Below are 13,177 nucleotides of genomic sequence, written 5' to 3' on the forward strand. Positions count from 1 at the left end.
CTTTATAAAACATCTTTGATATTTTTCTTAATGAACCTTAATAGCTTAAATGTTCTTAATGGTTAAATTAAACTGATTTTTAGATATTAGCGTCAAATACTATTTTTTATGGAAGGCAATTACTACATGATCCACGATTATCTGATATTCATTGGAGTTTTTGCTATTTTCTTCCTGCTTACGGTCAGTATCTACCTTTTCAGTCAAAACAGCAGGATTAAACAGAAAAATATCAGGCTTTCTGAAGCCAACAGGATTATTGAACAGAAACTGAATGAAGTTCAGCTGGAACATATCGGCACGAAGCTGAATCCTCATCTGTTTAAGAATATTCTTAATTCCGTGCAGTCGCATGCCTACCAAACTTACATGTCTCTGGATAAACTTGCGAATGTTCTGGATTATATCCTGTACGAAAGCAACAATAAATTTGTCAGCCCGAAAGAAGAATTAAATTTCGCCTTAAGCCTTATTGAGATCAATAAAATAAAGATCAACCCACTTTTTGATTTCAGGATCAAATCAAAGATCAATAAGTCTGATGCGGTATACGAAGAAATGGTATTTGCCCCGCTGATCTCCGTTGATCTTATTGAAAATGCCTTTAAACATACTGATTTTCTGGCTCAGGATTCTTTTATCTCTATCCACCTGGAGCTTGAAAACAGAATTTTCACCATGAAAGTAAGCAACAAAGCTTCCTTAAAGAATATTCTTGAAAAGGAAAACAGCGGTTTCGGAAGCCAGTCTCTGGATCAGAGGCTTAAAATGATCTACGGCAATAACTATCAGCTGGAAAAAAGTTCAAAAAACGGTATATTCACTGCAGAATTACAAATCAATTTAGGAGATTTCTATGATAAAATGCGTTATTCTCGATGATGAATTACTGGCGATCAGCTATTTAAAGCTTCTCTGCGAACAGATCGAAAATGTAGAAGTGGTAAAGGCATTTAATGATCCCAAAGTTTTCCTGAATGAAATAAACGAAATAGACTGCAATCTCTGTATCCTTGATATTGAAATGCCCGGAATGACAGGACTCCAGGTAGCAGAACGCATTTCCGGTTCCAAAAAGATCATCTTTACAACCGCCTATAAAGAATATGCAGCAGAAGCTTTTGACCTGAATGTGGTAGATTATGTCAGAAAACCCATCAAAAAAGAAAGACTGCTCCAGGCCTTCGAAAAAGCAAAAGAGCTGACCGCTATTCCTCATAAAAAACATATGATCGAATGGAACACGAATATCGGCCGTACGGTGATTTTTACCGAACAGATCGCTTATATTAAAACATCAGAAATCGACAGCCGCGACAAAGATATTATCCTGAATGACGGAACTACAATTGTTCTTAAAAACCTTAATTTTAAAAACCTTCTGGAAATGCTTCCTTCAAAAGATTTCGCACAGGTCAACAAAAAGGAGGTTATCGCCCTGTCTTCTATCAAAATACTTTCTGCCAGTGAAATAATTACCACAATCCAGCCGGAAGGAGACCATTTCCTTAAACTTCAGATTGGAGAAGCCTATAAACAGGCATTAATGGAGCTGTTTGGAAAGTAAATCTTACATTTAAGACTTCATTGCAGATGCAGCAGCTTCTTACAGCGTATCCTCTTAACTTTACACCTTTTTTTGTTGTTGATTAGTCTGGCAGCCAGAGAAAACAGTTCCGGGTCCGGCTGTTCTTTCGTAGATTTTATTACATTTTTTAGAATGTTGGTTACATTTTAAAAAGAACCGTTTTTAACATCAATATATTCTCATCAACTTTGCATTAAATATTAGGAATCATGAATTGGGGAAAATACAGAAATTTAATTTTTTACATCGCAACCATAGCTTTTTTTTCCTGCCTGATGTACTTGTTTATTATAGAAGGACAGACGCTGGAGATCAAAGAGAATATAGTCACAAAAACCAACACGGGCTCTACCTGGGAAAATTTCCAGGAATCTTTTAAAACCAATCTTCATCACCCGCTGGCTCTTCTTCTGGCGCAGATCGTCACTATTATTCTTGTCGCAAGGCTTTTCGGGTGGATCTGTATGAAAATCAGGCAGCCCACGGTAATTGGAGAAATGATTGCGGGAATTGTTTTAGGCCCCTCATTGCTGGGGATGTATTTTCCTGAGTTTTCAGCATTCCTTTTTCCAAAAGAATCTTTAGGTAATTTACAGTTTCTGAGCCAGATAGGCCTTATTCTGTTTATGTATATCGTAGGAATGGAGTTGGATCTCAGTGTGTTGAGAAAGAAAGCACATGATGCAGTGGTGATCAGCCATGCGAGTATCATTATTCCTTTTGCGCTGGGTATAGGGCTTTCTTATTTTGTGTATCAGGAGTTTGCCCCGGAAGGTATTCAGTTTACATCATTTGCGTTATTCATTGCTATTTCAATGAGTATCACTGCATTTCCTGTACTCGCCAGGATTGTTCAGGAGAGAAATCTTCAGAAAACCAAACTGGGAACGATTGTTATTACCTGTGCTGCGGCAGATGATATTACAGCATGGTGCATTCTTGCAGCCGTTATTGCCATTGTTAAGGCAGGCTCTTTCACCAGTTCCATCTATGTGATCATTATGGCAGTCGCTTATGTCTTTTTAATGATCAAGATTGTAAGGCCATTCCTGAAAAGGATCGGCGATCTTCAGGCAGGCAAAAACACCATCAGCAAACCGATGGTCGCTATTTTCTTCCTGACGCTTATTCTTTCTGCATACGCTACTGAAGTGATCGGTATCCATGCCTTATTCGGCGCTTTTATGGCTGGTGCTATTATGCCGGAAAATGCAAAATTTCGCACCCTTTTTATTGATAAGGTAGAAGATGTGGCCTTAGTCCTTCTTCTTCCTCTGTTTTTCGTATTTACAGGACTCCGTACTCAGATCGGGCTTCTGAATGACAGTCATCTATGGATAACGGCAGGATTTATCATCTTAACGGCAGTAATAGGAAAATTTGCAGGAAGCGCACTTACAGCAAGGTTCGTAGGGATCAACTGGAAAGAAAGTTTAACGATCGGTGCTCTGATGAATACCAGAGGATTAATGGAGCTTATTGTCCTGAACATCGGATATGACCTGGGAGTATTAAGTCCGGAGATCTTTGCCATGTTGGTTATCATGGCTTTATTCACCACTTTTATGACAGGACCGGCTTTAGACTTTATTAATTTTATTTTTAAATCTAAAAAAAGTTCTGATGAAGATACTTCCGGCAATAACGATTCAAAATACAGGGTACTGCTGTCTTTTGATAAGCCTGAATCCGGAAGCACACTGCTGAAGCTTGCCCACGATTTCACCAACAAAATGAACGGCAACAAAAGCATTACAGCCATGAATATTGCTCCGGTAGATGAAATGCATGCTTATGATATTAGTGAATATGAAGAGGCACAGTTTAAAAATGTTATTGAAACTTCTCACGACCTGAAGCTTGAAGTCACTACCCTTTTCAAAGCCTCTACCGATATTGAAAGCGATCTTGCAGGCATTTCAAATAAAGGAAATTACGACCTGCTTCTGATTATGCTCGGCAAATCCATGTACGAAGGAAGTTTACTGGGAAGGTTACTAGGATTCACAACGAAGATCATCAACCCTGAAAAGCTTCTGAATACAGTAAAGGGCAAAGGAAACATTTTCAATAATTCTCCTTTTGACGATTTTACCCTTCAGATCCTTGATAAGACCAATATTCCGGTAGGAGTTCTGGTTGAGAAAGAGTTCAAATCCGCAGACAAAGTATTTATCCCCATGTTTAATCTCAGCGATTTTTATCTGCTTGAATATGCCAAAAGACTGATCAACAATAACAATTCCCAGATCATCATTCTGGATGCTGCCGGACAAATCCGTAACAATATTGAGGTGAAAGAACTGATCAGAAGCATTGAACAGGTAGCCCCTAATCATATCACTTTATATAACGAGAAAAAAATAGAAAAAGAATTCCTGAGCTCCCAGGATCTGATGCTGGTCAGCAGCAAAAGCTGGAAAAACCTGATCGACACTAAGAGTCTTTGGCTGTCTGATATTCCATCGACGTTGATTATCTCTAACCCTTGAAATTAATGTAACAATGTAGCAGTCTAACAATGTAACAATAGGATTAAATGATTGATAAACTGGTACATTGTTATATTGTTATATTATTTTCTTGCATGGCTTGGAGTTATTCAATAAGTTTGTTTTTCGTTAATTCACAATCTATTTCACTTTAAGAAAAGTTCCATCTAAAGTTGCATTCAGTCCAAACTCACAATCACGCGACTGATCAGACGGAACCGGTGTAATTGATAAAAATCCATTATAAAATGTAGCGAGGAATGAACATGATTTATTGATTTCAATAGTAAACTGATTATTTTTAATCATCACTTCTCCCGACGCATCTGCAATATTTCTGCCCGGAGCCCTGGTCACAGAACCAATGTCATAGGAATACATCTGACCTTTTGTCTTTTTAATCGTAATACTTCCCTGATACCCGTCTTCTCCATATTGATAGGTATATGTTCCTTCAAAATGATCAGGTGGAACGGGTGAAAATATTGCCGGCTTCGGATTCACTTTAGTTTGGACATCAAGCACCATGGGATAAACCGCATCAGATTTTGTGGAAGACCAGGCTCCCTCTAATTTTCCATTTTTTAGTACAGCGTCAATAATTCCGCTGATATTCCCGTCGTTTTCAAATTCCTCCAGATGATAATGATTTCCGGAATCCAGCATTCCTATTATTTTAATGGGTTTCTTTTCTTTAGTTTTTACATATCTGATATTCCCTAAAACAACATTCTTTGAAACACTGACGGCCAGTTCAACAGGAATTTTTTGGTCAAGAAGACCGCTAAAACTATAATTTGCATCAGCATTTTTTTGCTGAGCGTGACAGATGCCTGCGGCAAAGCATATTGTGAATGTTATTTTTTTCAGATAGTTCATAGTATTAGATTTTAATGATAAAATGGATACGATTCGGTGAAGTCATTTTTTTACCAAAAGCTTCTTCATACAAAAGTACAAAAAGACGGCTATTACACTTCTCTTCTAACAGAAAAAGCCAGTTAAAAAAGATAAAGAAGTCAAAAAAGCAGAACAGCTGTTGCCCAATCTTCCCGATAACCACTTTAAGCCTGGAACAGCAGAATAAGAACGTCAAAGGAGTAATTATCCACAGTGCGGATTAACCATGATAAAAAACTCGAAAAATAATTAAACCAAAAATATTATGAGTTTAAAAAATATTTTATACCTTCGCTCTGTGAATTTCAATAACGGAACATATTATTATAGAATTTTTAACTCAGATCTGGGCTAGGATTCTTATGAACATAACTTAAAAACCTCGTCCTGGACGGGGTTTTTTATTTTAAAAAAATTAAAAAAGATGAAAATAAGTATTATTGGTACAGGATTAATCGGGGGCTCAATGGCTTTAAAATTAAAAGAAAGAGGCATTACAGATTTTATTTACGGAATCGACAATAATCAGCAGCATATCACAGAAGCATTGAATCTTAATATTATCGATGCCGGCACGGATCTCGAATATGGAGTTAAAAATGCAGACTTCATCATCATTGCCGTTCCTGTAGATTCAGCCAGAAAGCTGCTTCCGGACGTTCTGGACCTTATATCGGACAAACAGACTGTCATGGATGCCGGATCAACCAAAGCCGGAATTGTAAATGCCGTAAAAGACCATCCGAAACGTTCCAGATTTGTAGCATTTCACCCCATGTGGGGTACAGAAAACAGCGGTCCCGGATCTGCTGTCTCCGACAGTTTTTCAGGAAAAGCCGGAGTGATCTGCAATAAAGAGGAATCTGCTCCTGACGCACTTCAGCTGGTTGAAAAAGTGGCGGAAAACCTTGATATGCACCTGATCTATATGAATGCGGAAGCCCACGACATTCATACTGCGTATATTTCACATATTTCACATATTACTTCTTATGCGCTGGCCAATACCGTTCTGGAGAAAGAACGTGAAGAAGAGACCATCTTCCAGCTTGCCAGCTCCGGTTTTTCCAGTACGGTGCGTCTCGCAAAATCCCATCCTGAAATGTGGGTGCCTATCTTTAAGCAAAACAAGGAAAATGTTCTGGATGTGCTGAATGAACACATCACCCAGCTCCGAAAATTTAAGGCCGCCCTAGAAAAAGAAAATTATGAGTACCTTGAAGAGCTGATCAGCAATGCCAACAGGATCAGAGGTATTTTAAGATAAAAGCCGTTTTACTTATTGGCAAGTAATACAGAAAATCTACTTTGTTTGCCTTTGCAATAAAAATATAATTTAAAAAATCCTTAGATTATTTCTAAGGATTTTTATATGTATGTAAAACAGTATGATTTCTTTTTAACATTCAGGAACGTTGACCGCAATGGCAAGTCCGCCTTCTGAGGTCTCCTTAAAACGGTCACTCATCGATAAAGCAGTTTCCCACATAGTCTGAATCACCTCATCCAGTGTTACTTTGGCTTTTGCAGGGTCACTTTCCAGGGCAATATTAGCCGCTGTGATCGCTTTCATGGCACCCATTGTATTTCTTTCGATGCATGGGATCTGCACAAGTCCTTTGATCGGGTCGCAGGTCAGTCCAAGGTGATGTTCCATGGCTATTTCAGCCGCCATCAATACCTGTCCGATACTTCCGCCTAAAATCTCTGTAAGTCCGGCCGCCGCCATTGCTGATGAAACCCCGATCTCAGCCTGGCATCCGCCCATTGCAGCAGAAATTGTAGCATTTTTCTTAAACAGGGTTCCTATCTCTCCGGCTACAAGTAAAAACCTTACGATATCATCCTCACTGATAGATTCGGTGAATGCCTGTGAATACATTAAAACTGCCGGAATAACGCCACTGGCTCCATTGGTAGGTGCTGTAATGATTCTTCCGAAGCTGGCATTTTCTTCATTCACAGCCAAAGCAAAACACGCAATCCATTTATTGATATTCGTGAAGTTCTCTTCTGCGTCGACCACCATCTTAAACCATTCATCGATATTTTTATAGATCTTATCTCCTAAAAGCTTTCTGTTGATCCCCGCAGCTCTTCTGGTCACATTTAAGCCCCCGGGGAGGATACCTTCTTTATTGACTCCTTTGTAGATACATTCTTTAATATTTTTCCAGATGTTCAGGGCCTCCTGTCTGGTTTCTTCCTGAGATCTCCAGCTTTCTTCATTAATCAGGATCAGATCTGAAAACCTTTTAAATCCTAATTTTTCACAGTATTTTACAATATCCGAACCGTGATGGCAAGGATATAATGTCCGGACACAGTGTTTTTCTATGGAATTCTTTTCCTGACTTGCAATAAAGCCACCTCCTACAGAATAAAAATCCTGAACAAGCTCGGTTCCGTCTTCAAAAACAGCTTTAAAGATCATTCCGTTAGGGTGAAAATCAAGCGACTTTTCCATATTCAGGATCAGGTGATGCCCGTATACAAAAGGAATTTCTTTTTCACCGCCCAGATTCAGGATCTGTGTATTTTTTATCTGATCGACTTTCTCATCGATCTTTGTGGTGTCTATTGTTTTGAAATCTTCGCCATTCAGCCCAAGCATTCCGGCAATATCCGTTCCGTGCCCAATTCCGGTTTTAGCTAAAGAACCAAAAAATTCAAGGAAAACTTCTTTCACCTCTGCAATTGATCTTTCCCTTTTTATAATTCTGATAAATGCAGATGCTGCATTCCAGGGGCCCATCGTATGCGAACTGGATGGTCCTATTCCTACTTTAATAATCTCAAAAACCGATATTGATTCCATAGATAATTCTTCATTTTCCTCTTAAAACAAAGATACGCGATAAATCCCAATAAAAGCGTCCTTAGATCTTAGAATTAAACTGAGTTCAGATTAAGAAAATTACTATTATGCAGATGGAAGAGGAAGTTTAGAAACTACTGTTATCCTTGTCAAGGTTTAAAATCTTGGCAAGGATATTTAAAATCATGGAATGCCTTTATAATGGGTATTTTTGTAAATTAGCAGTTATAATAAGGGTATCTTCAACTCATTATATCAATTTCTCTCCTTGTAATCACTTCGAATGGAAACATTAATTAAGAACATTTTACAGCACGTCAGATTAAGTCCGGAAGAAATTGTCATTTTTAAAAATTTCTGGACGGAAAAAACGTTGAAAAAAGGCGAATTTCTTTTAAGAAACGGAGAGACCTGCCGCTATGACAGTTACATTGTTTCAGGTGTTTTAAAGGCCTTTTGTATCAATTCAGAAAATGGAAATGAAGAGATCCTTTTTTTAGCTATTGACGATTGGTGGGCAACCGATATCTCCAGCTTTTCTAAACAAAAAGCTTCCATTTACAATATACAGGCCGTAGAAAAAACAAACCTTTTACAGATCAGTCATCAGTCTTTTCAAAAAATGCTGCAGGAAATTCCATCTCTGGAAAGATACTTCAGAATTATTTTAGAAAGCTATCTGGGAACTCTTGAAAAGAGGATTGTATTTAACAACATGTACAAAGCTGAACAGAAGTATTATGATTTTCTCGACACTTATCCTGATATTGTATCCAGAGTTCCACAATATTTAATTGCATCCTATTTAGGCATATCAGCGGAATTTATAAGCAGAATCCGGAAAAAAAATAAATCCTCTTGAACTAGATCAATTTTTCAGAAATGAATAATCAGGAATTTTGCTGTTATAAAATTCATCATAATGAAAGTATTGATTATTAATGCAAGTGTAAGAAATGAAAGATCTTACAGCCGGAAATTAACCCAGCTTTTTGTTGAAAACTGGAAAACCAAATATCCCTCAGATGTATTTACGTACAGAGAAACGGGTATTGACAGTATTCCCAATATTAACGAATCCTGGATTGCGGGAGCGTTTAAAAAACCGTCAGACAGGACAGAAGAAAACCAAAAGGCATTACAGGTAAGCAATGAGCTGGTACAAGAACTCAAAGAACATGATATCTATGTTATCGGAACTCCAATGTATAACTGGGCTATTCCGAGTGGGCTAAAAGCTTATATAGATCAGGTGATGCGGATCAATGAAACCTGGAAATTCAGGTCAGGGGTACCGGACGGAGATTATGTAGGTTTGCTCGAAAACAAAAAAGCATTCCTATTATCTGCCAGGGGCGATACAGGATACGGAGAAAATGAAAAAAACGGACACATCAATTTTCAAACCACCTATCTGAAACACATTTTTGGAATCATGGGAGTGCAGGATGTTACCATTTTTTCATTAGATAATGAAGAGTTTGGGGGTGAAGTGTTTGAAGAATCAAAAAACAAAATCTTCAACGCCATCCAATCCATTGAATAAAACCGGAAAAATCCTCTGAATATTGGCAATTAGGGCACTCGGTTTTACTTCCTGTGCCCTGCTTTTCTTTAGCAATTATCACTTGAAACTTTCTTCATGCTGGGAAATATCGAGCCCAACGGATTCTGCTGCTTCGGAAACCCTGAGGGTAATTATGGAATCTGTAATTTTATACAAGAGCAGTGAGCCAAAGAATGTAAAAGCTGAAACAAGCACCAGAGCAGCCATATGATGGGCGAAAACTTTAATACCTCCATGCAGGAGGCTGGCATTTTCACCATGGGCAAAAACAGCGGTCAGGATCATTCCCATAATTCCCCCTACTCCATGACAGGCAAAGACATCGAGGGTATCATCTATTTTTTTCAAAGCTTTCCAGTTTACCATAAGGTTAGAAACAATAGCCGCTGCAAATCCTATAAAAAGACTTTCCGGAATACTGACAAAACCACAGCCCGGAGTAATGGCTACCAGCCCTACTACAGCGCCAATGCAGGCACCTAACGCAGAAACACTTCTCCCATTGATCCGGTCAAAAAATATCCAGGTCATCATAGCAGAAGCAGAAGCAATGGTGGTGGTCCCGAAAGCCATGGCGGCAGAAGCATTGGCACTCAGAGCGGATCCGGCATTAAAGCCAAACCATCCGAACCACAGCATTCCTGTTCCAAGAAGGACATAAGGAATATTGGAGGGCTCATGATGCGGATTTTTCCTGTTTCCAAGGACCATAGCTCCAGCTAAGGCTGCAAAACCGGCACTCATATGGACTACAGTTCCGCCTGCAAAGTCTTTTACTCCAAAAAATTTATTCAGAAGCCCTTCCGGATGCCATACCATATGGCAAAGCGGTGTATAGATAAAAATGCTGAAAAGCACCATAAACAAAAGATAAGAGATAAAACGTACACGCTCAGCGAAAGAACCTGTGATCAGTGCAGGGGTAATAACGGCAAATTTCATCTGAAAAAGGGCAAAAAGGACGAAAGGAATGGTGGAAGCCATCATTTTGTGAGGTAAGACTCCTACACGGCTGAAGAATGGATAACTTAAAGGGTTTCCAATGATTCCGTAATGTACACCATTGATGTTGAAGCCTAATGAATCCCCAAACGATAAGGAAAACCCGACAACCACCCATAAAATAGAAATAACACCGAGCGCAATAAAGCTCTGCAGCATGGTGGAGATCACATTTTTCCTTCCTACCATACCTCCGTAAAAAAATGAAAGTCCGGGAGTCATCAACAGTACAAGTCCCGCTGCGGCAAGAATCCATGCTACATCTGCCCCTACGATCTTATCTTCACCGAGAAATTCTCCGGTGTTGGGAAAATCAACGATCGGGCTCCAAAATAATCCTCCGAATGCCACCAAAGTAATAATCGAGAATGAAACAATCCATTTTAAACCAATTTTCATAAAATTTACATTTAACCCCATCAAAATTAAATATAAATTTTATAAAAAAACACTTTTTAAACAAATAACCCTAAAAATTAATACATCAATTTTAAAATATATACTATTTAAATAAAAACTTCCTTTAATATTTGGGACACTTCTTTATATTTTGTGGCAGGGAAAAGATGGGTTCCGCCTTTGATCACGTAATCCGGTTTTGAATATTTAATAGGAAAAACAATGTCTTTATCTCCCAATATCTGAATAACCTCCGGAGTTTCTTCAAATTTCCACTCGGAAACTTTTTCAACAGACCATTTAAGGTAATAAGGATCTCTGACTCTGAAGTATTGAAGAATTTTAGGATTCTTAGGATCAAAAAGTTTTCTGACCACAGAATATACATTGGCAGCCTTGTCATTAAACATGCCAACAGGAAGTATTCTTGGAATTTTTGTGATCTCCCCGGTTCTGATAAATTTAGATTTTTCTTTATCTGATTTAATGCTTCCCATAATGACTACTTTTTGGGCAGGCTTCAGCTTATTGATTTCCTGGACCATAATGCCGCCAAAAGAATACCCCAGCAGGCAGAAGGGTTCGGAATCATCTACTTTTTCCGCCATTCTTGCGACATAGGAATGAAAGGGCTCGTTTTTTTCAGGAATGAGCCAGTCTATAAAAATCAACTCACAGTTCTCGGGAAATTCAAGTCTTTCCAATACTTTAAAATCGGCTCCGAGACCGCTTACTACATAAATTTTCATAGTACTAATTTATGAAAAACATGGTAAAAAGCAGAGATTAAATTTTAGCTGTGCATTAATTTAGCCATTAAGATTATTGAAGGCTTTTAGAATATTAAAAAGAACTTCATTTATTGACAATACATGAAAAATCATTTCGGCCTCTTACTTGGTACACGTGAAGAAGTTGAATATTTTTTAACGCAAAGTTTCTGATTCATTGCTTTATTAGGAGAGGCAAAGGATCGGGGCTGCGCCACTGAATAAGCGGTCGGATTGCAACCGAATTAATGAATAACGAATCTTGACACCCAGCTTATGTCACAAAAAATGGACAGTTTATAAAAACCGCCCATCTTAATATTTGAAAGTATATTTTACTTATTTCTTTTTCTTTACAGGAACCCTGTTCTCGTTATCCAGTTTTTCCGTAGAAACTCGGAACTGGATATCCATTTCGTTCTTGATGAAATAATCTTTCAGTGAAGACTGGTAGAATACTTTAAAATCTCTTCTGTTCAGAGAGAACTTAGCCGATTCTACAACTACTGTAAACTGGGTTACATATACATTGGCAGGGAAAGTAATTGTTTTTCTTACCCCTTTGATGGTAACATCACCGTATACCGTTGAATTGTACTCACTGTTTGCTAAAGGAATGATTTTAGTCAAGTGAAATTTCGCGATCGGGAATTTTTTAACTTCAAAGAAATTGGTGCTTTTCAGGTCATTGGTAAGCTTGATCTGATCTTCATCGGAAACATCTCCCGCCATTATGCTTCTCATATCTATAATAAACTCTCCGTCTACAAGGACCGTTTTATCAAAATTGAATTTCCCGCTTTTCAGCTTTACCGTCCCTGAATGCGAAGAAGCTTCAGTTTTTACAACTTTATATCCCCACCACCTGATCTCTGATGAAGTCACTTTTGAAACCTTATCAAATTTCTTCTGTGCAGAAACAAATGATATGCTCACACACATCATAGCAAACAATAGTAATCTTTTCATTCTTTTTTATTTACAATTCAACAAAAATAAAAAAAAGTGTAGAACTTCTACACTTTTAATAATCTTTTTTTGATTAAATTATTTAGCAGTCACCTTTACAAGCATTTCGATGTCATCTTTCACAAAAACATCCTGCATAGTAGATTTGTAGGTCACATCAAATTTCTGTCTGTCGAAAGAGAATTTTTCAGAAACCAGGCTTACCACTCCTTTGCTGTAAGCAATTTTGGCAGGGAAAGTAATGGTGTTTGTTTTTCCTTTAACGGTAAGGTTTCCTGTTACTAATGAATTGTAGATCTTATCGCTGTTTTTCTTTACAGAAGTGATTTTAAAAGAAGCAGTAGGGAATTTTTCAACTTCAAAGAAGTCACCGTTCTTAAGGTGTCCGTTTAATTTCTGCTGATATTCGCCCGTAAGGTCAGTTGCGTTGATAGACGTCATATCTAATACAAAGCTTCCACCTACCAGATTATTTCCTTTCATGACCATGTCTCCTGATTTTACTTTTACAGTACCATCATGAGAACTCGCCTCAGATTTTGCTACTTTGTATCCCCACCAGTGAACATCAGATGCTACCACTTTTTTTGACTGTCCGAATGTAAGACCACCAGCTAAAACCGCTAATAAGAATATTTTTTTCATTTGAATAAAGTTATTTACTTGTTTAAT

Annotated in this window: 11 protein-coding genes and 1 pseudogene; 6 read left to right on the forward strand and 6 right to left on the reverse strand. The window is 38.0% G+C overall.

Going from position 1 to position 13,177, the window contains the following annotated elements; translation table 11 throughout:
• Nucleotides 1-108: 108 nt before the first annotated feature.
• From J4Q03_RS06960 to J4Q03_RS06970, 3 genes are all read left to right on the forward strand, one after another.
• On the forward strand, nt 109-882 hold the full coding sequence (locus tag J4Q03_RS06960; RefSeq protein ID WP_426047482.1) for a histidine kinase: 774 nt from the start codon (nt 109-111) through the stop codon (nt 880-882).
• Entirely contained in the window at nt 857-1,567 is a 711-nt protein-coding gene (locus tag J4Q03_RS06965) for a LytR/AlgR family response regulator transcription factor (RefSeq protein ID WP_426047483.1), read from the forward strand. The genes J4Q03_RS06960 and J4Q03_RS06965 overlap by 26 nt, the downstream gene beginning before the upstream one ends.
• A 230-nt stretch (nt 1,568-1,797) precedes the next feature.
• Nucleotides 1,798-4,080, forward strand: coding sequence for a cation:proton antiporter (locus J4Q03_RS06970; protein ID WP_426047484.1), 2,283 nt, complete (start codon nt 1,798-1,800; stop codon nt 4,078-4,080).
• 141 nt (nt 4,081-4,221) lie between these two features.
• On the opposite strand, the gene J4Q03_RS06975 is transcribed toward J4Q03_RS06970, so the two are convergent.
• Nucleotides 4,222-4,959: a hypothetical protein gene (locus J4Q03_RS06975; RefSeq protein WP_426047485.1), complete on the reverse strand. Its 738-nt coding sequence runs from the start codon at nt 4,957-4,959 to the stop codon at nt 4,222-4,224.
• Between the two features lie 394 nt (nt 4,960-5,353).
• Between J4Q03_RS06975 and J4Q03_RS06980 the strand changes: the two are divergent.
• Nucleotides 5,354-6,247: pseudogene (locus J4Q03_RS06980) on the forward strand (prephenate dehydrogenase); the annotation flags it as partial.
• A gap of 132 nt (nt 6,248-6,379) precedes the next feature.
• Here J4Q03_RS06980 and J4Q03_RS06985 read toward each other — a convergent pair.
• Nucleotides 6,380-7,798: an L-serine ammonia-lyase gene (locus J4Q03_RS06985; protein WP_426047486.1), complete on the reverse strand. Its 1,419-nt coding sequence runs from the start codon at nt 7,796-7,798 to the stop codon at nt 6,380-6,382.
• Nucleotides 7,799-8,081: 283 nt separating this feature from the next.
• Here J4Q03_RS06985 and J4Q03_RS06990 point away from each other — a divergent pair, with 283 nt between their 5' ends.
• Together J4Q03_RS06990 and J4Q03_RS06995 are read left to right on the forward strand one after the other, a co-directional pair.
• Complete coding sequence (locus tag J4Q03_RS06990) at nt 8,082-8,660, forward strand: Crp/Fnr family transcriptional regulator (RefSeq protein ID WP_426047487.1); 579 nt, start codon at nt 8,082-8,084, stop codon at nt 8,658-8,660.
• 60 nt (nt 8,661-8,720) lie between these two features.
• The gene (locus J4Q03_RS06995) at nt 8,721-9,344 is read left to right on the forward strand and encodes an FMN-dependent NADH-azoreductase (protein WP_426047488.1); all 624 of its coding nucleotides are present in this window, start codon (nt 8,721-8,723) and stop codon (nt 9,342-9,344) included.
• Nucleotides 9,345-9,422: 78 nt separating this feature from the next.
• Here J4Q03_RS06995 and J4Q03_RS07000 read toward each other — a convergent pair whose 3' ends face one another.
• The 4 genes from J4Q03_RS07000 to J4Q03_RS07015 all read right to left on the reverse strand — a co-directional run bounded on the left by J4Q03_RS07000 (nt 9,423) and on the right by J4Q03_RS07015 (nt 13,150).
• Nucleotides 9,423-10,766 (reverse strand): ammonium transporter, encoded by a 1,344-nt coding sequence (locus tag J4Q03_RS07000; protein ID WP_426047489.1) that lies wholly within the window; start codon nt 10,764-10,766, stop codon nt 9,423-9,425.
• A 107-nt stretch (nt 10,767-10,873) separates the two neighbouring features.
• Complete coding sequence (locus J4Q03_RS07005; RefSeq protein WP_426047490.1) at nt 10,874-11,515, reverse strand: alpha/beta hydrolase; 642 nt, start codon at nt 11,513-11,515, stop codon at nt 10,874-10,876.
• A 360-nt stretch (nt 11,516-11,875) separates the two neighbouring features.
• Nucleotides 11,876-12,505 carry a YceI family protein gene (locus J4Q03_RS07010; RefSeq protein WP_111956122.1) on the reverse strand — a complete coding sequence of 210 codons (630 nt, stop codon included), beginning with the start codon at nt 12,503-12,505 and terminating at the stop codon, nt 11,876-11,878.
• A 78-nt stretch (nt 12,506-12,583) separates the two neighbouring features.
• A complete protein-coding gene (locus J4Q03_RS07015) occupies nt 12,584-13,150 on the reverse strand; it encodes a YceI family protein (RefSeq protein ID WP_426047491.1) in 567 nt (188 codons plus the stop codon).
• Nucleotides 13,151-13,177 lie beyond the last annotated feature (27 nt).

Origin of the sequence: Chryseobacterium sp. NFX27 (assembly GCF_049887855.1) — a bacterium.
Classification (GTDB): Bacteria; Bacteroidota; Bacteroidia; order Flavobacteriales; family Weeksellaceae; genus Chryseobacterium.